Here is a 24,982-nt window from a genome sequence, read left to right on the forward strand (position 1 = left end):
GTGCCGACAGTAGTCGGCACCGACCCTCCACCTCGCCCATTCCCTTCCGAGCTCGGCCAGCGTCTTTTCCCCGCCCAGGAGGCCTTCCTGGCCACATAGGGCGTGTATCAGAAGTGGATCTCCGCTGAGAGGTGATCTTGATTGGTGACGCGATGCTCGTCTGGCCGGCAGGGAGCAGGCCGCGACCCTGCAGTCGTCCCTGAGCCGTTGCAAGGTGGAGCGTACGTGGCGTACAAGCAGACGCTCAGGTGACGAAAGGGACTGCTGCATGTTCGGGTGACAGCGGGGTTTATGCAGCCAAGGCTGCGGCTGGGGTCATGATGGTCTCGTACTCGACGGGGGTCAATCGGGCCAGGCGTCTCTGACGCCGGCGTCGGTGGTAGGTGCGCTCGATCCAGGTCACCCTCGCGATCAGCAACTCCTGGCGGGTGGCCCAGGCACGGCGATCGAGGACGTTCTTCTGCAGCAGCGCGAAGAAACTCTCCATGGCCGCGTTGTCGCCGGCCGCACCGACCCTGCCCATGGAGCCGACCAGGTCGTGACGTGTGAGAACGGACACGAACTTCCGTGAGCGGAACTGGGATCCGCGATCGGAATGAACAATGCATCCGGCGACTTGGCCGCGACGGGCCACGGCGGATTCAAGGGCTCTCACCGCGAGGCTGGACTTCATCCGGGCGTCGATGGAGTAGCCCACGATGCGGCCGGAGTACACGTCCTTGACCGCGCAGAGATACAGCTTGCCCTCGCCGGTCGCGTGCTCGGTGATGTCCGTGAGCCACAGCCGGTTCGGCCCGGCTGCGGTGAAGTCCCGCCGCACCCGGTCATCGTGGACAGGCGGCCCGGCCTTGGCATTTTTCCCGCGGCCTCTTCGCTTGCCGAAGGCGCTCCACCAGCCGTTGTCTCGGCAGATCCGCCAGGCGGTCCGCTCGGCCATCGCCTCACCGGCGGCCCGGGCCTCGTCGAGAAGGAAGCGGTGGCCGAACTCGGGATCGTCGCGGTGCGCGTCGAACAGCGCGTTGGCACGGTGTGCCTCGGCCATCTCGGCGTCGGTGACCGGCCTGGTCAGCCACCGGTAGTAGGGCTGGCGGGCCAGCCCGAGCACCCGGCACGTCACCGTCACCGGCACCCGGTGAGGGGCAGCGGTGGCAGCCAGCTCGCGGACGAGCGGGTACATCATTTTGCCTGCAGGTTCGCCTGCGACAGATACGCCGCAGCCCTCCTGAGGACCTCGTTCTCCTGCTCCAGCAGCCGGATGCGCTTGCGGGCCTCGCGCAGCTCGGCCGACTCACCCGATGCCGTCGCGGGCCCGGCGCCCTCTTCGGTGTCGGCGCGGCGCAGCCACTTCGACAGCGTGATCGGGTGGACGCCGAAGTCGGCGGCGATCCGTTCCAGCGTGACGCCGGGCTCGCGGTTGCGCGCGACCCGCATGACGTCCTCGCGGAACTCCTTCGGATACGGCTTGGGCACTGCAACATCCTTCCAGGCCACCTCTCAGCAAGCCAGGTCAGGTGTCACCCGATCATGCAGCAGTCCCAACGCTGCGTGCCGGCAGGCACAGCTGCTCACGTCACGAATGAGTTCGGTCGCTAGGCGCCATGATGAGATCTAGATCTTCGCCGCGCTCTGGGAACGTGCTGAACTGGGTGGCGTCCCGTACGCAGCACTCCCGGGGAGAGAGCATGGGTGAGGCCGCCACGGCCGTGTCCGGCGAGGCGTTCGAGGCGCTTTCGGAAACTTGGGCCACATTCTTGCGACCCGTGCATTGCTGTGTGTCATCGCGCCGGAAGACGTCCCGGGTGTGGCCGTCGTGGAGGCTGCTCTCACCCGCTGTGAGGGCGCCGATCCGGTGGTGGTCACGACCGCGGCGCCGGGCAATATGGCGGCGTTCCTGGACGCGTTCCACGCCGCTCTGCACCTTGGTGTCCGGCCGCGACGGCTGGCCGACGCGCAGCAGGCTGTCGAAACCGAACTCGCCCGGCGCGCCTGGCCGGTGGTGGTCGTACGTGATGCCCATCTGCTGCGGACGGAGGCCCTGCTGTACGTCTACGCGTTGTGGAGCCTGTTCCAGGAGCGTGAACGCCGGATGCTGGTTGTCCTGGTGGGGCCCGAGCAGATCCGGTCCGTACTGCGCCGGCCATCCCTCGCCGGGCTGGAGAGCTGCGTCTTCATCTGGCACCGCCTCACCCCGTAAGCGCAGGCTCCCGGGTCTCGACAAGCCCGGGGTCCTGCGCGGAGAGCGGTCCAAGGCCGCCTCAGCAGGAGTCCTTACGGTGATAGCACCACATGGTCGCTCACCAGTCGTCGGGTGCGCTGCCCACCCACGCGATCGGCTGGCCCTTGCTGGTGTGGCCCCAGTGCGGTTCCTGAATCGAGGTTTCGTGGCCGTTTTCCAGGACGCATATCCGGCTCCACCGGTAGTGGCTGCCCGGGCAGGCCCGGATGAGGACGGCCAGTCGCCGTCCTGTACAGCTTGCTCGTAGCGGCCTTGGAGGGGCTGCAGGCGGGCGCGGAGCTCCGTCCCCTGCCGTGTCTCCGCTTTCTTGAAGCAGTGCTCGCGCCTGCTGTATCTGCGCATCGGCCAGGACGAGCGAGAGGGCCTTCTGCGCCCAGAACGTATCCGTCTCCCGGCGGTACCGTGCTACGGCTGCCTTCAGCACCCATTCATTATCGTTTCCTGCGGCGGCGAAAAAGAAGTTCCGCCCCAAGTAAAATATGATTGGTCTTATGTGCCCGATTGTGTGAGGTTTTCGATGGTGGGTGCTTCGGAAGCCGAACGGCTCGCGCGATCGGTTGGGGGAGGGAGCCACAGGCGAACGGTTCCCTCCCCCACTCTTGCGGCTGCCGGTGTCCTGTGCCGCATCCAGGCTTCACTGCGTGCTTTGGAGGGGCAGCGCTTTTGCGGGTTCAGAGTTGGACGATGATGAGGGCGATGTCGTCGTCCGGGCCGTTCTGAAGCGCTGGTAGATCGGCGAGAAGGGCGTCGGCCAGGGGTTCGGGGCTGAGATGGCTGCGGCGGGCGAGGCTGTGGGTGAGGTGGGCCAGTCCGGTGTCGATGTCCTGGTCGCGGCGTCGAGCAGGGCGACGGAGTCCACGCTTCTGATGTCGACGCCCTCACCCAGGACCCGGCAGTTGGACAGCACGGTTCGCTGTCCTGTGGCCCCGAAGGAGCCAACACCCCACGCCGGCGCTGCGGGTCGTGCTCGCCACACAGCCAGTCCGCCCACACCCGCCTCGGATACACGTCCGGCTCATTGGCGTGCAGCTTCGCCGACACACTCTCCAACCCCTCCGCGTACGCTTGCGCCTCCATCGTCCGGTGATGGAACGTGATGCACGTCGACAGATCGTGCTGCGCCATCGCGTGCAGCAGCGCCGCCTGCAAGGCCCCGATCCGCTGACCGCGAACCTCCTCGCTACGCCGGTCCGCGACCAACACCCCCCACCGGGCGATCGCCGCCCGCGCTGTCCAACGGTCACCTGGGCTGGCGGGGCAACCTCGACGAGGGCGAGCCGCACGGGATACCCGGGTCGTACCTCAACGGGTTCTATGAGGCACACGAGTTGCCGTACGCGGAAGGAGGGTACGGCTATCCGGAATCCGGTCAGACGGCGATCAACGTCACGAACGGCAAGGTGCTCCGTCTGCTGGTCGGTGACGAGCCCTTCGATCTGCGCTACGGCAAGCTCCACAGCCACGAGCGCATCCTGGATCTGCGTGCGGGTCTGCTGCACCGTCACTGCGAATGGACTTCGCCCGCCGGCTCGACCGTGCGCCTGCACTCCACTCGCCTGGTCTCTTTCACTCATCGTGCGATCGCGGCCATCGCCTACGAGGTCGAAGCCCTGGACGCCCCGGTGCGTATCGTCGTCCAGTCGGAACTCATCGCCAACGAGCAGCTTCCGACGGTCTCGGGCGATCCCCGCACAGCCGCGGTCCTGAAGTCACCTCTCGAGTCGGAGGAGAACCGCGCGTCGGGAAACCGACTGCTGCTGGTCCACGCCACTCGCCGGAGCAAGCTCCGGATCGCTACCGCGGCCGACCACACTGTCGAGGGACCCGCCGGGACACAGACCAGCAGCGAGAGCACTGCGGACGTCGCACGCCTGACCGTCACGTCGCAGCTGGCGGCCGGCGAAAGGCTGCGGATCGAGAAAATGGTCGCCTACGGCTGGTCGCACGTGCGGTCGCTTCCGGCGGTGCGGGACCAGGTCGAAGCGGCTCTCGCGGCGGCGAGCAGCACACGCTGGGAGGGCCTGGTGGAGCAGCAGCGGACCTATCTGCAGCGCTTCTGGGCACGATCCGATGTCGAGGTCGACCGCGACGACGAACTGCAGCAGGCCATCCGCTTCGCCCTGTTCCATGTGCTGCAGGCCGGTGCGCGTGCCGAGCAGCGCGCCATCCCTGGCAAAGGGCTCACGGGGACAGGGTATGACGGTCACACTTTCTGGGACACCGAAACCTTTGTGCTGCCGCTGCTCACGTACACCTCGCCTGGCGCCGTCGCCGAAGCGCTGCGCTGGCGTCAGGCGACGCTGCCTGCAGCGCGCGAGCGAGCACGCCAACTCGGGCTTCGGGGGGCTGCGTTCCCCTGGAGGACCATCGACGGCGCCGAGTGCAGCGCCTACTGGCCGGCTGGCACCGCAGCTTTCCACATCAACGCCGACGTCGCCGACTCGGTCATACGCTATGTCTCGGCGACCGGCGACGAGGATTTCGCCCGCAGCAGCGGTGTCGAACTCCTTGTGGAGACCGCCCGGCTGTGGATGTCGTTGGGCCATCAAGACGATCGTGGCCTGTTCCATATCGACGGCGTTACCGGGCCGGACGAGTACAGCGCGATCGTCAACGACAACACGTACACCAACCTCATGGCAGCGAGAAACCTTCGCGGGGCCGCCCACGCCGTCGACCGCTACCCCGACGAAGCGGCGGCCCTGGGCGCGGACGGCCAGGAGGCCGCGTCATGGCGTCACGCCGCCGAGTCGATGCACATCCCCTACAACGAGGACCTGGGGGTGCACGAACAGCACGCCGGGTTCACCGACCGCCAGCCGTGGGACTTCGCCGGCACCCGTCCCGATCAGTACCCTCTGATGCTCAACTTCCCCTACTTCGACATCTACCGGAAGCAGGTGGTCAAGCAGGCGGACCTGGTGCTGGCCATGTATACCTGTGGCGACTGTTTCGACATGGAGCACAAGTCGCGCAACTTCGATTACTACGAGTCCTTGACCGTGCGCGACTCCTCCCTGTCCGCCTGCTGCCAGGCCGTCGTCGCAGCGGAGGTGGGCAACGAACGTATGGCTTACGAGTACGCCGTCGAAGCGGCGTTCATAGATCTCGACGATCTCCACATGAACACCCGGGACGGGCTGCACATCGCCTCGCTGGCGGGCACGTGGATGGCTCTGGTCGGCGGTTTCGGAGGCATGCGGCACAACGAGGACAACCTGACATTCGTCCCCAGGCTGCCCGAAAAATTCAGCCGCCTGGCATTCCACATGATCATCTGGGGCCGCCGGCTCCGCGTGGAGATCACAGCCGAAGAAGCCACCTATGTTCTGCTCGCGGGAGAGCCGATGACGATCTGCCACCACGACCAAGTGGTCACGCTCGTATCCGGCTCGCCCACGCGGTGTCCCATACCCGACGCACCCGCCCGCCCATCGCCGAATCGCCCGCCGCACTGCCAGCCCGGGCGGGGCAGCCCCCGGCGGGAGTGACGGCGTCCGCCCCCGGCCGGTGCCCGGCGCCGTGACGCCTCCGCCGTCCGGTCTGATCCCGATCCGCGCGGCGGATCCTCAGGGCCGCCGGCTCGGCGCAGCAGCAGGGGCGCTCGAAGCAGTTACCCGTCGCGCGGCACCTCTTGCCCGAGCCGTGCGTTGGGCGACGCTGCATGGACCGACGGGCCCGCCCGGGGCATCGCCTCCCGATGGACGGGGGTACGAAGGGCCGCTCAGTCCGCCAGGCCCGGCATCGCGCCCTCGGCGAGCTTGATGCGGGTCCAGACGTTCATGTTGACGACGACGCCGACGATTTCAAGCATTTCCTCCGGGCTGAAGTGTGCAGCGAGCGCGTCGTGGAAGCGCTGGAATGCCGCGTCGCGGTCGGTGTCAGCAGCGCGGGTGAGCGCCTCGGTGTAGCGCAGCGCCGCCTGCTCGGCCTCGGAGTGCAGCTCGGTCTCCCACCATGCGGTCAGGGTGTCGATCTTGGCCCGGGGGATGCCCGCCTCACGTGCCGCCTGATAGTGCAGGTTGAGACAGTAGGTGCAGTTGTTGAGCTGCGAGACCCGCAGGCGCAGTAGCTGGGCGAGACCGCGGTCGATACGCAGCGTCGCTGTGTATCCAAACGCATCCGCGCCCATCCGGGCCATGCCGATCAGCACCTCGTTGCGGCTCGCGTCGAGTCGACGGTTCGCGATCTGCACATCATCGGTCATCTCGGCCCCTTCGGTGCTCAGTGTTCCTTCGGCCGTACTTCCGGACCCCGCTCCGAGCCGCTCGTTCATCCCTGACAAAACACCAGTTCCGGGCGACCGTGAGACTCCGGGCAAGCGGCGGCGTGTCGGCAGGCGAGCGTGTGCCTGACCGCGCGGCTCGAGCGGTGACGGACTGCGGGTATTCCACGAGGTGCCGAGCATGGACCATGCCCTGCTGTCGGACTCGAGTGGGCGACTGCCGGGAAGGAGGGAACACGACGCCTTAACGCTACGCCAGCGCTTCTGGCGTGCACGATCCGCTCGGCGACATCCGGCGCGCTGTGCCGCCCGGTGCTTTGCCGGTGAGGAGCTGGTTGTCCGCTCCCAGGTCCTAGACATCCGGGTCGCTGAAGGTGGCGTAGGAGCCGTCGAGCTCGCTCCGGAGCTGGAGCCGTACCTCATCGCGGGGCACCACGTACCGCGGCGGTCCTCGGGTTCCTCGGCCTGCGCAAGGTGCGCACGATTTCCCTGACCCAAGCTGCGACCGTAATGGGCGGCGAAGGACTTGAAGCGTGACGCACTGGCTGTCCGGCTCGCCTCTCGTCGTCGGCGTTGTCAGCGCGAAGTGGCGCGCCGTGCACCTCACGCCGCCTGGCTCGGAGTGCTCCATCATTTTCGGTGAGGGGCTGACCTCGACCCCGCCGGGCGTGATCCAGGGCCTGTACCTCATCGTCCCCGACGTCGAGGCGGCACGCGCGGAGTTCGCCGCCCGCGGCGTCGACGTCAGTGAGGTGTGTCCACGACGCCGGAGGCATCTTCTTCCACGGCCACGACAACGGGGGCGTCGTCCATGACAGCGAGGGCCAGGCACGCGAGGCCGGCCCCCATCCGGACCGTGCCTCCGCCGTAGCGTCGAGGTCCAGCCGGAATCCCGCAGCCTCGTAGAAGGCCTTGGCCCTGTCGACATCGGAAGCGGCGGGTCGACGACCGCACCGGTGACGTCCGCGTCCGCGTAGTCGCCTGGGCGAATCCCCACGCGGACACCGTCAATCAGGTCTCTCCTGCGAGTCTGGTTTCACGGGTTCCCGTGAACGGTTCAGCAAGGGAAGTGCCGTCAGGGGAAAGACGATCACGGACAGGAGCCCGGCCGCCACCAGGGCCGCCGCGTTGGCGGGCTGGATCGCATCCAGCTTCAGTCCGATCGTCGTTGTCACCACGATGAAGGGCAGGGAGGTGGCCTGCAGGACGCCGCTGGCGAACACTTCCGCCGGGGACAGACCGGCCCTGCGGTAGACCAAGGCGGGCAAGCCGCGTACGAGGAGGAGCGCGGCGAGGAACAGCGGCACACGCAGAAGGGTCGCAGTGTCGGCGAACAGCGCTTTGAGGTCGAACTGGATGCCGCTGGTGACGAAGAAGATCGGGACGAGGAATCCGTAGCCGATTCCCTGGAGTTTGACGTGGAACTGGGGGTGCTTCCGGTCTGCGTCGGGTGCGACCAGCCGCAGTACGGCCCCGGCGATGAAGGCGCCGAGAACGGCCTCGAATCCCAGATGCATGGCGACGGCGGACAGCCCGACGACCAGAACCATCGTGAGGCGGATGCGGATCTGGGCGCTCGTGTCCGCGAGATTCACCAGAGTCCGCGACAGCCACATGGAGCGTCCGGCGCGCATCGACGTGACCACGATGAGCGCCGTCAGGCAGGCGAGGCTGATCAGCAGAAGGACTCTGGAGCCCGGGCTCGACGAATGCTCGGAGAAGAACAGCGACAGCAGCACGACGGCGCTGATATCACCGGCGGAAGCGCCACAGATGGTCAGTTGGCCGACTGGCCGTCCGACCGCGTCGGCGTCCTTCAGGATCGGGACCAGCAGTCCCAGGGACGTGGCCACGAGTGCGGTGCCGATCAGCAAGGGGCTCTCGACCAGGCCGGCGAGGTCCAGGCCCCAGCCGACGATCCCGGCCAGCGCGATCGAGGCCACCAGGCCGACGGCGACGAGCCTGGCCAGCGGCCCGCGCAGCAACTGGAAGTCGATCTCCAGGCCGGCGAGGAACAGCAGGAAACTCAGCCCGATGACGGAGAGGGCCTGAACGGTGGCGTCAGGCCGTACCAGGTTCAGCACCGCCGGACCGAGCACGATGCCTGCCACAATCTCCAGGACCGGACCCGGGAGCGGAACCCGGGGCACCAGGGCGAGGAGGAACGGGACAGCGGCAGCCACCACGAGGACGATGAGCAAATTGTCGTACCCCATCGCTGACTCCCGTAGCCGGTGTGACGGGCACAGGTTCCGGCCGCCGGTTCCGGCGCCGTCACCTCCTTCCACGGTGCTATGCACCGCTGGTCTTCGCAGGCTCAGCCGGTGTCTGCGCTCCGGGGCCGGACGGGCGTCACCGTGGTAAAGCCGCAGGTCACATACGGCGGTGTATGCCGTCCGGGCTGAACGCTCGTGCAGTACGTCCTCGCGTAGACCATCGGCGTCCCGGACCAGGTCGCCGGCCGGTCTCCGCAGCGAGCCGGCTTCACCAACCGCGAGGAGGTGTGGAGGCTGTCGCCTACGCTGCGCAGTCCGGCGATCAGGGATTCGGCACGGGGGCTTCATGGTCGCGAGGTGGCCTGGGTCGTCACCACCGCCGACGGCGCTGACCAATGCGTCCTGGCCGTCAGCGATGGCGTCGGGGTTCGTCCTGCTGGGCGCTGGCGCTCTGGTCTGACCGCGACAAATCTGACGCCTGGCCTCGACCTGACTGTGCCGCGGGCGTGTCGCAGTGCGGACATGTCGCCGTTGCGCCACGTTCAACTCGTAGACACCTTCGATCCGTTCGCCACATCATCGGCCAAGCCTATGAATCTAAGCGAACGGAGAGTTCTTTCTGATGTTTTCACGAGGTCGCCTGAGAGCGGCGATATCGACGGGACTGATCCTGGTTGCCGGGAGCCTGCCGGCTGCCGCTTCGGCGCAGTCGACTGCCGACGGCCCCGCCGCTCCTCTGACCGGCGCGAGGGGGGAAAGCACTTCCGCGACGGTGCGGCTGGTGACCGGTGACCGAGTGACCGTGACGACGCTGCCCGAGGGGCGGCGTGCCGTGTCGGTCCAGCCTGGGGCCGGCCGCGAGCACATGGCTTTCAGGAGGGTCGAGGGCGAGGACAAGGCGTTGACGGTCATGCCGTTCGACGCCCAGGCATTGGTCGCGGCGGGCACTTTGGACCGACGGCTGTTCGATGTGACGGGCCTGATCGAGGACGGTTTCGACGAGGCCCGCACCCCTGTGATGCCGCTGATCGTCTCCTCACTGCCGCAACCGTCACGGGCGGGCGCCAGGGTCACCGCTCAGGCAGCGCAGGCGGCCGAGGCGACGGCGGACCGCCTGGCGGCGCTCCACACGGGCAAGGCGCCCTCGCGCAGTCTGGAGAGCATCGACGCCCGTTCGGTACGCGTTGCCGGTCAGGATCTGGGAACGTTCTGGAAGACGCTGCACCGCGGCACGATGTCGGACGCCGCCCGTGCCGAGGTCACCCCGCGCATCGCGCTGGACGGCAAGGTGAAGGCGGTGCTGGACCGCAGCACCGCGCAGATCAACGCGCCGACCGCCTGGAATGCCGGCTACGAGGGCCAGGGCGTAAAGGTGGCAGTGCTGGACACCGGCATCGACGCCGGCCACCGGGATCTCGCCGACCGCATCGCTGGAGCGAAGGACTTCTCCGGCAGTGGACACACCGGTGACCCCTTCGGTCACGGCACGCATGTCGCCTCGACCGTCGCCGGCACCGGTGCCGCGTCCGGCGGGGAGCGGCGCGGCGTCGCACCCAAGGCCGAACTGCTGATCGGCAAAGTCCTCGACGACAACGGGTGGGGCGCCGAGTCGGGCATCATCGACGGCATGGAGTGGGCGGCCGACGAGGGCGCCAAGGTCGTGAACATGAGCCTTGGCGCGGACATTCTGACCGACGGCACCGACTCGATGAGTCTGGCCCTCAACTCCCTTACCGCGTCCACCGACACGCTTTTCGTCGTCGCCGCCGGCAACTCGGGCCCGCACCAATACACCGTCGGCACGCCTGGCGCCGCGGACGCCGCCCTGACCGTCGGCGCCGTCGACCGCAACGACAGCCTCGCCTCCTTCTCCAGCCGTGGCCCCCGCCACGGCGACAACGCTGTCAAGCCCGATGTCACCGCTCCCGGCGTCGGAATCGTCGCCGCCCGCGCCAAAGACAGCCTGATCGGCACCCCCGTCAGCAACGACTACTCCGCGCTCGACGGCACCTCGATGGCCACCCCGCACGTCGCGGGCGCCGCGGCGCTGCTCGTCCAGCAACACCCGGACTGGAGTGCGCAGCAGCTCAAGGACGCGCTGATCAGCACGTCGCATACGGTGCCTGGCACCAAGGTCACCGAGCAGGGCGGCGGCCGCGTCGACCTGGCCGAAGCCATGGGCCCGCTCACCGCCACCGGCACCGTTGCCCTTCCCTCGGTGCATCTCGGGCAGGCGAAAGGCCCACGGCAGGCGGCCACCGTCCGCTATACCAACACCAGCGACAAGCCGCTGACGCTTTCTCTCACCGTCGAACTGGCGACCAGTGCCGGCCGGGCGCTACCCGACGGCGTTCTCACCCTCGACTCCGCCACGGTGGAACTGGCGGCCGGGGCCACCGCACAGATACCGCTGCGCACCGACATCACGCACGCGGTCCGCGGCAAGTACTACGGATATGTGACGGCGAAGTCCGCAGACGGCTCCGTACGCGCGCACACCACCGTCTCCCTCGGGGTGCACGCCCCCAAGCACCGGCTCACCGTGGTCTACCGCGACCGCGACGGCCGCATCGTGCCTGGCGCCACTCCGTACATCTGGGGTGCCGACGGCGAGGTGTCCTACTCCGATCCCCGCACGGGTGTCGCAGAGGTCGAAGAGGGCACGTATCTTCTCCACAACGCTTTCAGCCACACGGGCGAAGACGGTGCCACCGAGCACGGCGACGTTGTTGCCCCCGAAGTGAAGGTCACCAAGGACATCACGGTGACGCTGAGCGCCGTCGGGGCCCGTGAAGTGAAGGTCCGCACGCCTCGTCCCGCAGAGCGATACGGCATGCTCGACGCCTCGTACTACCGTGAGATCGACGGAAACGGCTTCATCACGGGCACGGTCGTCTGGCCCACTGACAGGTACTACACAACCCCGGCCGCTCCGGTCACCGATGGTGCCTTCGAGTTCAACCTGCGTACGCAGATGAAGCCGCGAGAGCTGCGGCTTCATGTAGCGGGCCGTCCGCTGGAGCTCACCACTTACTACGAGCCGGATTCGCTGCCCTTCGAGGACCGCAGCACGCGGCTGACCACCGTGAACGCCGGCGCCTCGCAGGCACCCGACTTCCGCGGTGCACGCGGAAAGCTGGCCGTCGTCCGGGACGACCCTTCCGGCGCCCACTACGACTTCCATGCTCTGGCACGCGCCGCGGCCGGCGCGGGAGCCAAGGCGCTGCTGGTGGTGAAGCCCGCAGGAGACGTCATCCGCAGCGAATGGAACCCGGTAAGGGACAGAACCGCCATACCGGTTGCGCGGATCTCCTCGGCGGACGGGGCGGCCCTGCTCCAGCGGATGTCGGAGGGCACCACGAAGGCGGAGTTCCTCGACATGCTGCGCAGCCCGTACATGTACGACCTGGCGATCACCAAGAACTCCGTACCCGCGGTGCCTGACTTCGACCTGGCAAAGCGGGATCTGGTGGAGGTCCGCAGCGCGTACGCCCGCACCGGTGACTCGACGTGGACGAGCGAGCAGCGTTTCGCGTGGCGTCCCTACATGACCACTGCCATGTACGGCTACGACCGGATCGTGCCCGTGGGCCACGAACGCGTCGAGTACGTGAGTACCGCCGCCGACACGCAATGGCAGCACGCTGTCACGCACGGCACGGTCAGTCAGATCGGCCTGCCGTTGTACGGCGGTATGCGCGACGACGTCCACACCTACCAGCCGGGCCGGCGTGCCACGGAGCGCTGGTTCGAGGCGGTGGTCCGTCCGTCGATCCCGCGCGGTGGAGACCGTCCGTCGGTGCGTGAACGCAACAGTTTGGAGGTGTACGTCTCGGAGTTCAACGACTCCTCCGACACCGCTCACTGGTCGCACGCTCTGTTCGGCGCCACCGGCGAGACGGCCACGGCGGCGCTGCACCGCAACGGTGAGCAAATCGCCCGCAGCGAGCGCGGGGCATGGGGCCACTTCGATGTACCCAGCGGTGATGCCGAATACCGGCTCGACCTCACCACGGGGCGGGACAACCCCAACTGGCGCTTCGGCACCGGCACGCGCACGTCCTGGACGTTCCGTTCGGACACGACCAGCACCAGGGCACTGCTGCCGCTGCTCCAGCTCGACTACGACGTACCGGTCGACCTGGGCAACGCGGTAGGCCCGCAGCGCAAGCACACCCTCGGGCTTGGCGTCCGTATGCAGGACGGCATGGCCGCCCCGAAGGGAGTGCTGCTCAAGGTCGAGACGTCCTACGACGACGGCAAGACCTGGACCCGCGCCACCACCGCCCGCAAGGGCAGCGGCTTCACCGCCACCGTCGAACGGCCCTTGCGGCTGCACGGCGACGCCTACGTCACGCTGCGCGTGACCGCGACCGACTCGGCCGGCAACAAGGTCGAGCAGACAGTGAACCGCGCCTACCTCCACCGCGCCGACTGAACCGTCACCTCAAGCGCCGGCTGGGTGCCGCTCTCCACTCCCGAGGAGTGAGCGTGGCGCCCGGCCGGCGGGCGGCTGTCGATGTAAAGCCCTGCCCGGCCGGAAACCGCGATTGCCTGCAGCGCGCCATGCTGCCCGACACCACACGCGATCGCGCCGATATCGCCGTGCGCTACCGGCCAACCGCCAGCGCAACTGGACATTCACGGATGGCCGGCCGAAGGAGTCGACGGCGGCGTTGCTCTGCTGACCGAGCTTGAGAGGTGGCCGGGTGGCCGAGTCCTGTATGACCCGCGCCCCGGCGGGCCTCGCCTGCCTGGTCCGGGCGTGGAGCTGCCGCTGCTGCTATTGAGGCGATACGCCTGGCCGCAGGCGTGGGCGGTGGTGGTCGGCTCGCTGTGTCTGCGTGGGCGGTGCAGGGTGGGGCTCGTGAGGAGCGCGCCGTTTGTCGTACATCCGCTTTCGGCTTCGGGGGGCCGGAGGGTCACTGTGCATGCCCGCGGCGTGGACGCGATTCTTGGCACCGCCTACAGCGACCGTGACCTGGTGGCGTTCCTTGAGAAGGCGGGCGTTCAAGATCCTGGCAGTGTCTTGGACGACGCCCGGTGGATCGACTGGCGAGGCAGTCCAGCCCATCAGTGGAGTGCCTGACGCCTCCGTGCCGCCGTGGAGCGGCGCGAGTCCGCCGCCAGGCCGGTTGGCCAGGGTCCGCCCACGGCAATAGTTGGCCCAACGTGAGAGCTGCGAATGGGTGCTTGGCCCGACGCCGGGCAGGCGCATGGTGGTGTGCCCGCGATCGGGGCGGCAGTGTTGGCTCTCGCCAGGGTCAGAAGCGCACCGTCGAGGGCCGGGACGGGGGTCTGTCCGGAGTCGAAGAGGGAGGTCGTCGTGGACTGGGCAAGGTTCGCGCGGGAGATGGCGGGCATGGCGCGGGAGTTGCTGGCGCAGGACTCGGTGGACGCCACGCTGGAGCGGATCACTGCTTCCGCCACCGGGCTGGTCGAGGGCTGTGCGCCGCCGGCGTACTGATCCTCAGCGGCAACCATGTGCGACGCCTCGCTCCCACCGATCAGCTGGTGATCGACAGCGACCAGCTCCAGGAGCGCCTGCAGGAGGGACCGTGCTTCGACGCGGCCCGCCCCCACCACGAGGAGCGGGTCTTTCGGATCGCGGACTTCACCGCCGAACAGGACCGGTGGCGGGCGTATGCACCGCGGGCCAGGGAGCTGGGAGTGGGCAGCATGATGGGCTTCCTCCTCTACACCGACGACGAAGAGCTCGGAGACTGAACCTCTACTCCCGCCGTCCCGGCGCCTTCACCGATGTCAGCGAGACAGCGGGCTGGCTGCTCGCCTCGCACGCGGCGGTCGCCGGCGCCCGGCAGCATGCCCAGATGCAGCAGGCCGTCAGTACGCGTCACACCATCGGCGAGGCGATGGGCATCCTCATAGGGAGCCGTAACCTCACCGAGAAACAGGCCTTCGACGTACTGCGCCGCTACTCCCAGGAGCACAACGTCAAGCTGCGCGAGGTCGCCCGCCGGGTCTGCGAGCAGGGCAGCCTCTGACCGCGGCCGGGAGTTGCTCCTGGCGTAGCGGCAGCACAGTTCATTCGCCGAACAGCGGAATCTGCGCCGCGGCGACGTCCGTGCGGACGCGGTGAGCCCGGACCGGGTGGCGCCATCGGCCTGCGGCGTCACGTGCGACGTCGACGGCAACCTCCATCACGATGTCGGGCTGCACCAGTTGCACATCGAGAGTTTCCCGTGTTCCCCACCCCGCGCTGAACGTCCACCCCGTCCAGGGGTGCACGCCCGCAGGCGCGGTCAGCATGTCGGCGTGGGTGCGGCTGGCGGTCTGGGTCAGGGTGGTGCTGCGGCCGGTGTACTGCAAGCGGCCGTGGCTGTCGTAGCGGCCCAGCAGAATCGTGCGCGGCGCGGTGAGAGTGCCGGTGACGGCGCCGATGATGGCCTCGGTGGTCATCCGCACTTACTGGTGAAGAGGCAATGTTCCGACCTTGCACTATTCACTGCGGTGGGCCTGCCTGGCTTCTAGGCTGCGATGATGGAACGCGCAACCGACATACCCGAGAGCTTCGCTGATGCTGCGGAACCGGCCCGGGTGAACGACTACGACAGTTTCGCCGAGGCGTACGCGGCGGAGAACGAGAACAACCTCGTGAACGCGTACTACGAACGGCCCGCGATGTTAGCCCTCGCCGGAGACGTGGCTGGCCACCGAGTTCTGGACGCCGGCTGCGGCTCGGGCCCACTGACGGCCGCACTGTGCGACCGCGGCGCGATCGCCACCGGGATCGACGCCAGCGCCGGGATGCTCGCACTGGCCAGGCAGAGGCTCGGTGATGACGTAGCCCTGCACGTGGCCGACCTGGGCGAGCGCCTGCCGTTCAAGGACGGCGCGTTCGACGACGTGGTCGCGTCGCTGGTCCTGCACTACCTCGAGAACTGGGGGCCGACGCTGGCCGAGTTTCGGCGAGTGCTCAGGCCCGGCGGCCGACTGATCGTGTCCGTGGACCACCCAATCAATGCGTACACGTTCCGGGACCCTCGGCCCGATTACTTCGCGACCACGAGCTACATCTTCGACTGGATGCTCGGCGGGCAGTCCACCCCGATGCGACTCTGGCGAAAGCCGTTGCACGCAATGATCGACGCTTTCACCACCGCGGGGTTTGGCTTGTCCGTCATCAGCGAGCCGCAGCCTGACCCAACCGCCCGGGCACTGTTCCCCGACGGCTTCGACGACCTTTCAACCAAGCCATGCTTCCTGTTCTTCGTCGTCGAGGCGCTGCCGTCGGCCGCAGGCCCGGAGTAGCGGGTCGAGGCCGCTGGGGACGTCGAGGTCGCCCAGGTGAGATGGTGTCAGGTGCCCGAGCAACCCTGCCGTAGATCACCTCGTGCCGCACGATCTGCTCGTGCACAGCGTCGGCCTCGACGTGCTCGTCGGGAATGTCACGTCCGGGCTGCGAGGTAGTGGGTCCAGCTGTCGTTGGCGTATCTGGCCCACGTCTCCGCTGTGGCGGGGCTGAGGCCGAACAGATCGGCGACGACGATGGGCGGGAGCGTGGTGACGGCCTCGATCATTGCTGTGTTCCTGGCGCTGAGGACCGGCAGGCCGTGCTGTCTGAGCAGGTTGTCCACCCCGTGGGGGTTGCGGGGCTGGTGCGGGAACTTGCCCGGTAGCAGGTAGGGGGAGGTTTCGTCCAGGGCCCGGCGCATGCGGGTGGTGGTGCGTGGCTGATCGATCTGGTCCTTGATGAGCTGGCCCAGTTTGGGCGGGAGCAGCACAGGGTGGCGGTCGATGGTCAGGTAGGAGCCGGTGTCGTCCTGGTGGAATCGGTCCGTGGTGATGTTGATGATCTTGGCGACGGACAGGGCGTAGAGCCGGACCAGGGCGCCGATGATGCGGACCTCGCGGGGCAGCGTGCTGTCGTTGAGGCAGCGCCGCAGTTGCCCTTCGTACTCGTCGGTGGTCTGGAAGCTGACGGCGAATGAGCGTCCTCGTCGGGGCAGTTCGAGTGTTCCGGTCAGGCGTCGGGCTGTGGCCCAGCGGATGAAGGAGCCGATCACGATGTGCTGGGTGGGGTGGCTGGTGAGCCAGAGGTCGAAGTCCGCCTGGTCCAGGGTGGCCAGTTGCTCTTCGTGCTCGTCGAGCCAGGTCAGGAACTTGATGGCGGCTTGCACGTCTTTGGGGGCGGACAAGTGCCTGAACTTCCCCACGTACACCGCCGGACAGGACGCGCTCGCGGCTGCTTGCAGCAACGCTGCCACGCAACAGGCGCTGTTCAAGGTCTCCGAGCACAACGGCAGCGTTCCGCCTACGGGAGAGTTTCTCCTGGCTGAACGGCGGCTGACCGCAGAGCGCATGGGGGCGAAGGCCGAGCTGGCCAAGCTGAAGCAGCAGGCGACGACCGCGACAGCTGCCCAGAACGCCAGCGTCACCGCCGAGCAGGCGGCGTACGCGATCGCGGATGCCAGCGGAGCGCCACGAGGGCGCGGACTGCTAGTAGGCCAGCAGAAGGCGCAGGTCACACAGGGTGCAGCGGCCGCCATCGCGGCGCTGGTGAAGGCCGGTGAGACCGCCGAGGCGGCCACCCGGGCGGCTGCTGCGGACAGTGACACGATCGCCCAGCGGGCGCTGGCACAGGCCGCGCAGTCCAAGGCGGAGTTCCGTAAACAGGCGGCAGAACGGGCCGAACTTCAGGCCAAGGCAGCCGCAGACGCGGCCAAGCTGCACCGCGACAACGCCAAGAAGGACAAGGAGCTGGCTGAGTCCAAACTCGCAGAGTCCCTGGTCGCCGAGGCGGACGCGAAGACTGCGGCGGCCGAGGCGCACGCCAAGCGGCTGGAGGCCGAGTCGGAAGAGGCCACGGCGAAGAAGGAGAAGGAGACCGCCGACCTCAAGAAGCTGGAGGCGGCCCAGCACCGGCAGACCGCAGAAGCTGAAGCGGTCAACGCCGAGACCGCCAAGGACAAGGCCGAGACGGCGGAGGCCACGGCGCTGGCCCGAAAGGACGATGCCGAGACCGCCCGGGACCGGGCCAGGGAACTGCGTGACGATGCGTGGGACGCCGAGCAGAAGGCGAACGCGGCGCGCGCCAAGGCCGACGCAAAGGAGGCCTACGCTCAGTCTCTAGAAGCGGGCGATGCGGCGGATGCCGCGCGGGCGGCGGCCAATGAGGCCGACCGGCACGCGGAGGACGCCGAGGCGGCGGCCGGCCGGGCTCGCACTGCGGCCGACGCGGCCACCCAGGCGGCGGCAGACGCGGACGCGGCGGCGACCCGCGCGGAAGCCGCGGCCAAGCGCTCCCGGGCAGCCGCGGACGAGGCACAGGCGGCGAAACTGCGGGCGGACGCCGCTGTGCGCACCGCGACCAGCGCCGCTGCCGACGCCATCGACGCCGCTGAGCACGCCTCGGCAGAGGCTGCGTTGTCGGTTGAGGCGGCCAATAGGGCCGAGGCTCATGCGAAGACGGCCAAGTCCGAGGCGGACGCGGCGCAGACCGAAGCCGACGTTGCCGCCGCCGCCGCAGCGAAAGCGGTGGGGTTTGCTTACGTCACCGCGCAGGCGGCGGTGGACGCCGGGAACTCGGCCGCGCAAGTTGCCGCTCCCGCGAACGACGCGATCCAGCTCGGCTCGCCGTACGTCACCAAGGACTCGGCCGCTTCTTTGGTGGTTCTGTCCGGGCAGGCGGCGAAGACCATCGCCGAGCAGCAGAAAGCCGTCGCAGACGCCCACGCCGCCAACGCGGCCGAGGAGGCCGCTGCCGCCCAGATAATCGCCGACCAGGCACAGGGCGACGCCAAGGCCGCCTATCAGCACGCGGCGAACGCCGCCAAGCACGCTGCGGACGCCCGCGGCTACTCGAAGGAGGCACTGACCTACGCGGCTGCGGCGGCGACCGCTGCGGCGAAGGCGCAGCAGTCACTGGCCCGCGCCATCGAGTACGGGCAGCAAGCCACCGCCGACGCGGCGGCCGCCGACAAGGCCGCAGGCCGCGCCGAAGGCTACGCCGAGGCCGCCCGCAACTCTGCCGACGGCGCCGCTCTCGACGCTGCCGCCGCCCGCGCGGCCGCCACTGAGGCGGAGGAGTCCGCCAGGCAGGCCAGAGCCGCTGCTGAGCGGGCCGACGCCGCTGCGACGGCGGCGGAGGAAGCCGCCAAGGACGCCCAGGCATTCGCCGAGTCCGCCCAGGAGGCCGCGACGCGGGCCGAGAACGCGGGGAACTCAGGGCAGATCGAGACCGGGACGGTCCCTGACGGCGCTGGCGGACTAATCGGTGGCGTGTTCTACGTCGTTGACCACATCGAGCAGGTCGGCAAGCCGCAGGTCTTGGAGAAGACCGAAGGCTGTGACGGCTGGTGGGACCAGATCGCCTACGACGGCGACTGCACGATGACCGAGAAGATCGGATACAAGGCGAACCTCGACCTGTACATGTGCACCACGGAGGTATGGGCGAACATGTGCCCCTCCGCGGACACGTTGTATCTGGGCGAGCACAAGACGGACACCCTGTACACCGAGGTCACGCACACCATCACGATCGCCGAGTACCAGCAGGGCGTCGACCCGATCGACATCCTCTTCGGCAGCTGGATCAAGTGCGCCCAGAAGGTCACACCCGGCGGCGAGAACGGAAGCTGGGGCGGGTGCGCCTGGGCGGCGGTGGACGTCGCCAGTCTCTTCGCCGGCAAGATCCTCCGCCCCATAGCGGACGCGGTCAGAGCCCTGGACGCGGCCGCACGAACCGGGATCGGGTTCACCGACGCATTCCAGGCACTGCGCACCCTCGGCCTGGCCGAGGATGCCCTCGTGCAGATCGGGGCCAAGGGCCTCGACAACTTCGTTAAAACGTGCACCAGACTCCGCACCTCACGCACAGCCGGGACGTCCGCCGCGGTAGAGGGATGTCCCACTGCCCTGATCGCCTACAACAGCGATGAGCTGAGCCACATGGCGTACACCTTCAGAACCGAGTCCGGATTCTACGGCGCCGACCACAATGTCGCCGTCGCCAGAGTCCCGGGGTGGAACGACCCCAAGACCGGCGACCTGGTGATCGGCAACAGTGGCTTCAACGGCCACTCGGAAACCGTGATCCTGGACAAGCTGGAGGCGAAGGGATTCAAGCCCACGCAGATCACCGCTCTTTACACTGAACGGCAGCCTTGCCCGGACTGCGCCTCCGCTCTCGCCGGCGCCCTCAAGGAAGGAACCCCGATCACTTATGCGGTTCCCTATCACCCCGACTACTGGAAGTCGGCGAAGAAGCTGTTGGCCAAGTACGTCGCGGAGGCCGCCGGGACCGCCCGCTCGCTGAGGGGCGAGCAGGCAGAGGAACAGGAGATGCATGACTGATCAAGGCTGGGACCTTCCCCCCAAGGCAGCACCCGAGGTTGTCGCCGAGCGCGACGCGCTGGCTGACAAGGTCTGTCGGGAGCTGCTCCGGGCTGGTCTTCCTGCCCACCGGGCCGACCGCGACAACGATGCGCATAGCCAGCCTGGGGCCGCTGTGCACATCGAGCCGTTCCTTGAGGGCGGCGTCTACGTGGACTGGGAGACCGATGAGGAACTCAGAGACACCGCGCTGGACCTGTTCGCGCAGGGTATCGACTTCACGGCCCCGCCCGACGTAGTGCGGCATCACGAAGAGGTTCTTCGCCGCATGCAGGAGGCGCTCATGGGCATCCTCGCCTCGGCAGGCTTCGAGGTCGAAGAACCGGACCGGCACGGGCACGGGAGCATGGTGCGGGTGAAGGAAACCCGGCCCTGACCTCGCCAGAGGGCCTCGCCACAGCTGTGTGGCGCGATACAGCTCCGGCGAGGCCCGCCAGCGCACCAGGGCGTGGCCGTCCCGGCGGATCATGGTCACGTGACGCTGGAAGGGGGCTAGAGCGTGTCTCCTTGATCCGCTGGTCAGTTGATCGGATGTGTCTGTCCGATTAGTGATCACTGATGCGATGTGGGACCGGATCAAGCCGCTGATGCCAGCCGATCCGGTCCGCGGTCGGCGGTGGGCCGACCACCGCCGAACCCTTGAGGCCATCGCGTGGAAACCGAACCTGTTCGCCCTGGCGAGACCTGCCGGACCAGCTCGGACCGTTCCAAACAGCCCACAAACGCCTGATCAGGTGGGCTGTGGACGGAACCTGGGAACGGATCCTTGCCGCAGTCCTGGCAGCGGCCGATGATGACGACGACATCGGCTGGACCGTGTCAGTGGACTCAACTGTCCACCAGCATGCCGCCGGAGCCAGGAAAAAGGGGCACTGGACCGTGCCGAACCCGACGATCACGGTCTTGGACGCTCCCGCGGCGGCCTGAGCACGAAAGTCCACCTTGCCAGCGACAGCCGTGCACGGCCGCTGGCCCTCCGAGTCACCGCAGGCCAGGCGGGTGACGCACCGGCGTTCGAGGCCGTCATGGTCGGCATTCGTGTTCCGCGAAGCGGTCCCGGCAGACCGAGGACTCGACCGGATGCCGTACTGGCGGACCGCGCGTATTCGTCCCGCGGGATCCGAAGTCACCTCCGGCGGCGCGGGATCCGTGCCGTCATTCCGCAGCCCTCCGACCAGGTCGGCCACCGTCTGCGGCGAGGCCGCGCCGGTGGCCGGCCACCCGCCTTCGACGTCGAGGCATACAAGCAGCGCAACACGGTCGAACGATGCATCAACCGGCTCAAGCAATGGCGCGGCCTGGCCATGCGAACGGACAAGCTCGCCGTCGCCTACCAGGCCGCACTCCACCTCGCCACCATCCTCATCTGGGCCCGGCGATAGGCCGCTGTCTCAGCGATCGACTACCCAGCGCGCGTCCGCAGGCCAGGATCCCGCGCTGACAATGTGTTCCACGATCCTCAACGCCTCACCGATGGGCACGGTGTCTTCGTCCGGGTACTCGTCGTGCTGCCCGTTGGAAAGAACGAACCCCTCACTCGAACCCACGGCTCCTGGCTCCACGGCATGCTCGCCGGGATCACCCTCCTGCTTGAGCAACATCACCATCGCCCGATCGGTGTTCGTCACGAAGGCCAGCGATCGCCCCAACGAACTGCTCAGCCGTGTCTCCAGCTGACGTCGGTCGACCCTCGCCCGAAGCGTCTCCAGCACCACCTCGGACGACACAGGAACGGTGCTGCCGTCATTGACCACCCAGGACTCGATCACGAACACGACGATCTCACGGACGGATCTGAGAAGGCTTCCGCTTACCGCTCAATGGGCTTGCCTGGTCGAACAGGGGTTCTGATCGGGTGATCACGGCAGGAGTGGTGCATGAAGGCAGGGCCTCTTGGTAGTTCGGGGGTGCGATCCCGTCCGAGCAGTCCCAGGAGGCCCTGTTGCCGCAGTCTTTCGTGCCCGCGTCCCTGGAGTCCAACGCACAGTCTCCGGCGTGTGACTGTCTCGCGCACACGTTCGGCAACGCGGCGGACGGGCCGGGCCGCAGGCGGTGTTACGGCTCCGATCTGACGGAGGCGGAGTGGCAGGTCATCCGGCCGCTGCTGCCGGTCCCTGCGTGGCTTCAGGGGCGGGGCGGCCGGCCAGAGGGTTGTTGCCACCGCGTGATGCTGGACGCGGTCCGCTACGTCGTCGACAACGGAGTGAAGTGGGCCAACCTTCCTGCAGATTTCCCGCCGTACCGGCGGGTGCACGCGTTCGCCCGCCGCTGGCAGGTGACAGGTCTGCTTGCCGAGCTCCATGACCGGCTGCGCGACGAGGTGCGTCTGAAAGAAGGCCGCTCGCCGGACCCGACGGCTGCCATCGTGGACTCGCAGTCGCTGCGGGCAGCGGCGAACATTCCGCGCTCGACGTCTGGCTGGGACGGCGGGAAGAAGGTGGGCGGACGCAAGCGACACCTGGTGGTGGACTGCCTCGGCCTGGTCCTTGCCGTCGCGGTGACCGCGGCAAGCGTGCAGGACCGCGACGCCGCAATGCCCTTGCTTAAGCGGCTGCGAGCCATGTACTTCTCCATCCGTCTCGTCTGGGCGGACGGCGGCTATGCAGGCCGGCTCGTCGACTGGGCGGCCGAGAAGTGCCGGCTCACCCTTGAGATCGTCAAACGCACCGACGACACCAGCGGGTTCGTGGTGCTGCCACGCAGATGGGTCGTGGAACGCACCCTGAGCTGGCTGATGCGCTCACGTCGTCTGGTGCGCGACTACGAGACGCTGCCCGCCATGCACGAGGCCATGGTGCTGTGGTCCATGACCATGCTCATGAGCAGCCGCCTGGCCGGACGCCGCCCCGGCGCCTTCAGCGGCCCGGTGCCCCGAGCGCAGTGAACACCCCCGGCCGTGTCTGGAGTGCCCACCCTCGTTCCACCAGGCGTTTCGCCTTCGAGCGCAGCCCCTCGACCTTCGCCGGCACCGCTTGAAGGCCCAGGGCCGCGGCCAGCTGCTGGCACCGCATTCCCTCCCGGCCCGCAGCCGACTCCAGCACGGACATGATCCGCTGATAGTCCGCTGGCAGGACCGACGCCGTCATTCCCTCGGCCCGTCTGGGCACCACCGCCCCCGCCCCCGTGCCCCCTGCCGACTCCACGACCGCAGAAGGAGGCGCGGCCAGGACCTCGGCCACCGTCACACGAGCATCCGCAAGACGCTGAAGTGCGCGTTCCGCCTCGCCGAGGGCAGCCTGCACCCGCTCGGCCTCCTCCCGCAACCGCGCGACCTCTTCCCGGACCTTCTTCTCCCGGGCCTCCAGCAGACCGAGCACGGACGGCACCAGCCACCTCCACAAGCAAGACGAACGGACGAATCACGCCCATCTCTCCCGCCACCAACTGGAGTTCATGCCCACCAAGCCAGAACCAAACGATCACGTTCGGAAAGCGGATGGCGTCTAAAGGTGCAGGGCCCGCACCGGTCAGCAACATGCGTTTTCGGGACTCGCCTACAAAGCCAGCTGCCGGGTGCTCGGTCGTCTCGGTCGCCTTGTCGGCGCCACGCTATTCCCCGCGTTAGGTTGGCGGGGTGAGCGATCACCACAGTGTTCAAGACCCGGCCGCCAGTCTGCAGGCATCCTGGGGCCGCCTCATAGCGTGGCTGGAACAGCACGCCCCCACCTCCTACGCCTCGCTGTTGCCGCCGGTGCCGGAGGCGGAGATTGCGGGCGCGGATGCGATGCTGAGGCAGCACCTGGGGTTCGGCCTGCCCGCCGAGTTGGCTGCGCTGTGGCGGCTGTGCGGCGGGGTGGAGCACCAGGAGATCGAGGCCAATGAGGAAGAGGGCGAAGTCGGCTCGGGAGCGTTCCTGCCCGGCGGAGTGATCATGTCCCCCATAGACGCGCTGCGGCCGCGGTTGCCCGACGATACTGGCACCGACTGGTGGGGCGGGGCTCCGGTGGTGCCGTGGCTGACCGGCGATGAGGCAGGGCCCGAGTCCGGGCACTGGGTGGGTGACATCGGCGTAGGCCGGTGGTCCTTGGACAGTTTGATCGGCGTCGGCGGGAAGGCCGCGTACCCGTCGATCGCCGCTTACCTGGATGTGGTGTACCGCACGCTCACCGACGGGCCGGCCGACGCGATGGGTCCGGACGTGCCGGGCGTGGTGTGGGGCTGCCTGATATGGGAGAACCCTGAAGCGCCGCTGCTGGACGAAGCGCTGCCGCACTGGACACCCATCCGCTGATCTGCCGCCAACCTGGGGCGCCGCCGGTCCGGCGGCGCCCCAGGTGTCATGGCGGTCCGTCAGGGCTTATTCATGGTCCAGATCACCTCGGGCGTGGAGGTGGTGCATCCGTTGAACCAGTTCATGCCGGCGTGCTGCCAGGGTTGACCCAATACTCGTCCTGGTCCAGCAGCCGCATCCCAGGCGCGAAGGGCACGGAGAAGAGGACCGCGGCCAGGAGGCCCCACCGAAGCAGGCGCAGGCACCGACGCGGGCCCGGGGCGTGGGCAAGAGTGAGTGCAGCTGTGTAGGGCGGATCTGTACCACCGTGCGACCGACCGGGGCATGAACGTGCAGGTCGTGACCGATCCCGCGGGCAGGCTGCTGTGGATCTCACCCGCACTGCCCGGCCGCACCCACGACCTCACTGCGGCCCGCACCCACAAGATCATCCGGATCTGCGAACGCCAGGGCGTCCCCGTCCTCGCCGACCGCGCCTACATCGGAGCCGGCCCCTGGGTGATCACACCGCTCAGACGCCCGCCCCGCCGAGAACTCACACCGACTCAGCGCACAACGAACCGGCACTGTCAGCGGCACGAGCACCCGTCGAACGGGGCGTCGCAAGACTGAAGTCCTGGCGGATCTTCCGCAGAGCCAGATGCAACCCGAACCGCCTGTCGTCAATCGCCGGAGCCGTCCTCGCCCTGGAGCGTCAGAGTTGAAGACGCTCAGTA

Annotated in this window: 15 protein-coding genes and 5 pseudogenes; 12 read left to right on the top strand and 8 right to left on the bottom strand. The window is 68.2% G+C overall.

Annotation, left to right across the window (positions count from 1 at the left end):
- Positions 1-289: 289 nt before the first annotated feature.
- Positions 290-1,470 (bottom strand): IS3 family transposase gene (locus AB0O67_RS26715; protein WP_365454917.1). Its coding sequence is split into 2 segments (ribosomal slippage): positions 290-1,195 and positions 1,198-1,470, totalling 1,179 coding nucleotides; the frame shifts between segments, so codons are not numbered across the junction.
- A 340-nt stretch (positions 1,471-1,810) separates the two neighbouring features.
- Between AB0O67_RS26715 and AB0O67_RS26720 the strand changes: the two genes are divergently transcribed.
- Entirely contained in the window at positions 1,811-2,194 is a 384-nt protein-coding gene (locus tag AB0O67_RS26720; RefSeq protein ID WP_365454920.1) for an AAA family ATPase, read from the top strand.
- A gap of 877 nt (positions 2,195-3,071) precedes the next feature.
- On the opposite strand, the pseudogene AB0O67_RS26725 reads toward AB0O67_RS26720, so the two are convergent.
- A pseudogene (locus AB0O67_RS26725) lies at positions 3,072-3,427 on the bottom strand (helicase); the annotation flags it as partial.
- A 35-nt stretch (positions 3,428-3,462) separates the two neighbouring features.
- Here AB0O67_RS26725 and AB0O67_RS26730 point away from each other — a divergent pair.
- Positions 3,463-5,727 (top strand): annotated as a pseudogene (locus AB0O67_RS26730) (glycosyl hydrolase family 65 protein); the annotation flags it as partial.
- Positions 5,728-5,960: 233 nt separating this feature from the next.
- Here the strand turns inward: AB0O67_RS26730 and AB0O67_RS26735 are convergent.
- Entirely contained in the window at positions 5,961-6,443 is a 483-nt protein-coding gene (locus AB0O67_RS26735; protein WP_365454923.1) for a carboxymuconolactone decarboxylase family protein, read from the bottom strand.
- 551 nt (positions 6,444-6,994) lie between these two features.
- Here AB0O67_RS26735 and AB0O67_RS26740 point away from each other — a divergent pair.
- A complete protein-coding gene (locus tag AB0O67_RS26740; RefSeq protein WP_365454926.1) occupies positions 6,995-7,276 on the top strand; it encodes a hypothetical protein in 282 nt (93 codons plus the stop codon).
- 192 nt (positions 7,277-7,468) lie between these two features.
- Here the strand turns inward: AB0O67_RS26740 and AB0O67_RS26745 are convergent, their stop codons facing one another.
- Complete coding sequence (locus AB0O67_RS26745) at positions 7,469-8,677, bottom strand: cation:proton antiporter (RefSeq protein WP_365454929.1); 1,209 nt, start codon at positions 8,675-8,677, stop codon at positions 7,469-7,471.
- A gap of 781 nt (positions 8,678-9,458) precedes the next feature.
- Here AB0O67_RS26745 and AB0O67_RS26750 point away from each other — a divergent pair.
- The gene (locus AB0O67_RS26750) at positions 9,459-13,115 is read left to right on the top strand and encodes a S8 family peptidase (RefSeq protein ID WP_365454932.1); all 3,657 of its coding nucleotides are present in this window, start codon (positions 9,459-9,461) and stop codon (positions 13,113-13,115) included.
- Positions 13,116-14,030: 915 nt separating this feature from the next.
- A pseudogene (locus tag AB0O67_RS26755) lies at positions 14,031-14,682 on the top strand (GAF and ANTAR domain-containing protein).
- Positions 14,683-14,722: 40 nt separating this feature from the next.
- Here the strand turns inward: AB0O67_RS26755 and AB0O67_RS26760 are convergent.
- A complete protein-coding gene (locus AB0O67_RS26760) occupies positions 14,723-15,097 on the bottom strand; it encodes a hypothetical protein (RefSeq protein WP_365454935.1) in 375 nt (124 codons plus the stop codon).
- 81 nt (positions 15,098-15,178) lie between these two features.
- Between AB0O67_RS26760 and AB0O67_RS26765 the strand changes: the two genes are divergently transcribed.
- Positions 15,179-15,949 (top strand): class I SAM-dependent methyltransferase, encoded by a 771-nt coding sequence (locus tag AB0O67_RS26765; RefSeq protein WP_365454938.1) that lies wholly within the window; start codon positions 15,179-15,181, stop codon positions 15,947-15,949.
- A gap of 137 nt (positions 15,950-16,086) precedes the next feature.
- Here the strand turns inward: AB0O67_RS26765 and AB0O67_RS26770 are convergent, their stop codons facing one another.
- Positions 16,087-16,836, bottom strand: coding sequence for a hypothetical protein (locus AB0O67_RS26770; protein WP_365454941.1), 750 nt, complete (start codon positions 16,834-16,836; stop codon positions 16,087-16,089).
- Between the two features lie 163 nt (positions 16,837-16,999).
- Here AB0O67_RS26770 and AB0O67_RS26775 point away from each other — a divergent pair, with 163 nt between their 5' ends.
- The 3 genes and pseudogenes from AB0O67_RS26775 to AB0O67_RS26785 all read left to right on the top strand — a co-directional run bounded on the left by AB0O67_RS26775 (position 17,000) and on the right by AB0O67_RS26785 (position 21,417).
- Positions 17,000-19,996, top strand: coding sequence for a nucleic acid/nucleotide deaminase domain-containing protein (locus AB0O67_RS26775; RefSeq protein WP_365454944.1), 2,997 nt, complete (start codon positions 17,000-17,002; stop codon positions 19,994-19,996).
- Positions 19,989-20,411 (top strand): hypothetical protein, encoded by a 423-nt coding sequence (locus tag AB0O67_RS26780; RefSeq protein ID WP_365454947.1) that lies wholly within the window; start codon positions 19,989-19,991, stop codon positions 20,409-20,411. The genes AB0O67_RS26775 and AB0O67_RS26780 overlap by 8 nt, the downstream gene beginning before the upstream one ends.
- Positions 20,412-20,568: 157 nt before the next feature.
- Positions 20,569-21,417, top strand: a pseudogene (locus tag AB0O67_RS26785) (IS5 family transposase).
- A 9-nt stretch (positions 21,418-21,426) separates the two neighbouring features.
- Here the strand turns inward: AB0O67_RS26785 and AB0O67_RS26790 are convergent.
- Entirely contained in the window at positions 21,427-21,810 is a 384-nt protein-coding gene (locus tag AB0O67_RS26790; protein ID WP_365454950.1) for a hypothetical protein, read from the bottom strand.
- Positions 21,811-21,992: 182 nt separating this feature from the next.
- Between AB0O67_RS26790 and AB0O67_RS26795 the strand changes: the two genes are divergently transcribed.
- Positions 21,993-22,919 carry an IS5 family transposase gene (locus AB0O67_RS26795; RefSeq protein WP_365454959.1) on the top strand — a complete coding sequence of 309 codons (927 nt, stop codon included), beginning with the start codon at positions 21,993-21,995 and terminating at the stop codon, positions 22,917-22,919.
- Here AB0O67_RS26795 and AB0O67_RS26800 read toward each other — a convergent pair.
- Positions 22,891-23,361 (bottom strand): hypothetical protein, encoded by a 471-nt coding sequence (locus AB0O67_RS26800; protein WP_365454953.1) that lies wholly within the window; start codon positions 23,359-23,361, stop codon positions 22,891-22,893. The genes AB0O67_RS26795 and AB0O67_RS26800 overlap by 29 nt on opposite strands.
- Before the next feature lie 248 nt (positions 23,362-23,609).
- On the opposite strand from AB0O67_RS26800, the gene AB0O67_RS26805 reads away from it, so the two are divergent.
- Both AB0O67_RS26805 and AB0O67_RS26810 read left to right on the top strand, forming a co-directional pair.
- Positions 23,610-24,266: a hypothetical protein gene (locus AB0O67_RS26805; protein ID WP_365454956.1), complete on the top strand. Its 657-nt coding sequence runs from the start codon at positions 23,610-23,612 to the stop codon at positions 24,264-24,266.
- Between the two features lie 321 nt (positions 24,267-24,587).
- A pseudogene (locus AB0O67_RS26810) lies at positions 24,588-24,970 on the top strand (transposase family protein); the annotation flags it as partial.
- Between the last annotated feature and the right edge of the window lie 12 nt (positions 24,971-24,982).

This window comes from Streptomyces sp. NPDC086077, assembly GCF_040686175.1.
Lineage (GTDB): Bacteria > Actinomycetota > Actinomycetes > Streptomycetales > Streptomycetaceae > Streptomyces.

What these genes read in the sequence shown, in the direction of transcription:
- AB0O67_RS26735 (WP_365454923.1), bottom strand. Translation starts at nt 6,443, where the DNA reads ATGACCGATGATGTGCAGATCGCGAACCGTCGACTCGACGCGAGCCGC.
- AB0O67_RS26745 (WP_365454929.1), bottom strand. Translation starts at nt 8,677, where the DNA reads ATGGGGTACGACAATTTGCTCATCGTCCTCGTGGTGGCTGCCGCTGTC.
- AB0O67_RS26760 (WP_365454935.1), bottom strand. Translation starts at nt 15,097, where the DNA reads ATGACCACCGAGGCCATCATCGGCGCCGTCACCGGCACTCTCACCGCG.
- AB0O67_RS26765 (WP_365454938.1), top strand. Translation starts at nt 15,179, where the DNA reads ATGGAACGCGCAACCGACATACCCGAGAGCTTCGCTGATGCTGCGGAA.
- AB0O67_RS26775 (WP_365454944.1), top strand. Translation starts at nt 17,000, where the DNA reads ATGGGGGCGAAGGCCGAGCTGGCCAAGCTGAAGCAGCAGGCGACGACC.
- AB0O67_RS26780 (WP_365454947.1), top strand. Translation starts at nt 19,989, where the DNA reads ATGACTGATCAAGGCTGGGACCTTCCCCCCAAGGCAGCACCCGAGGTT.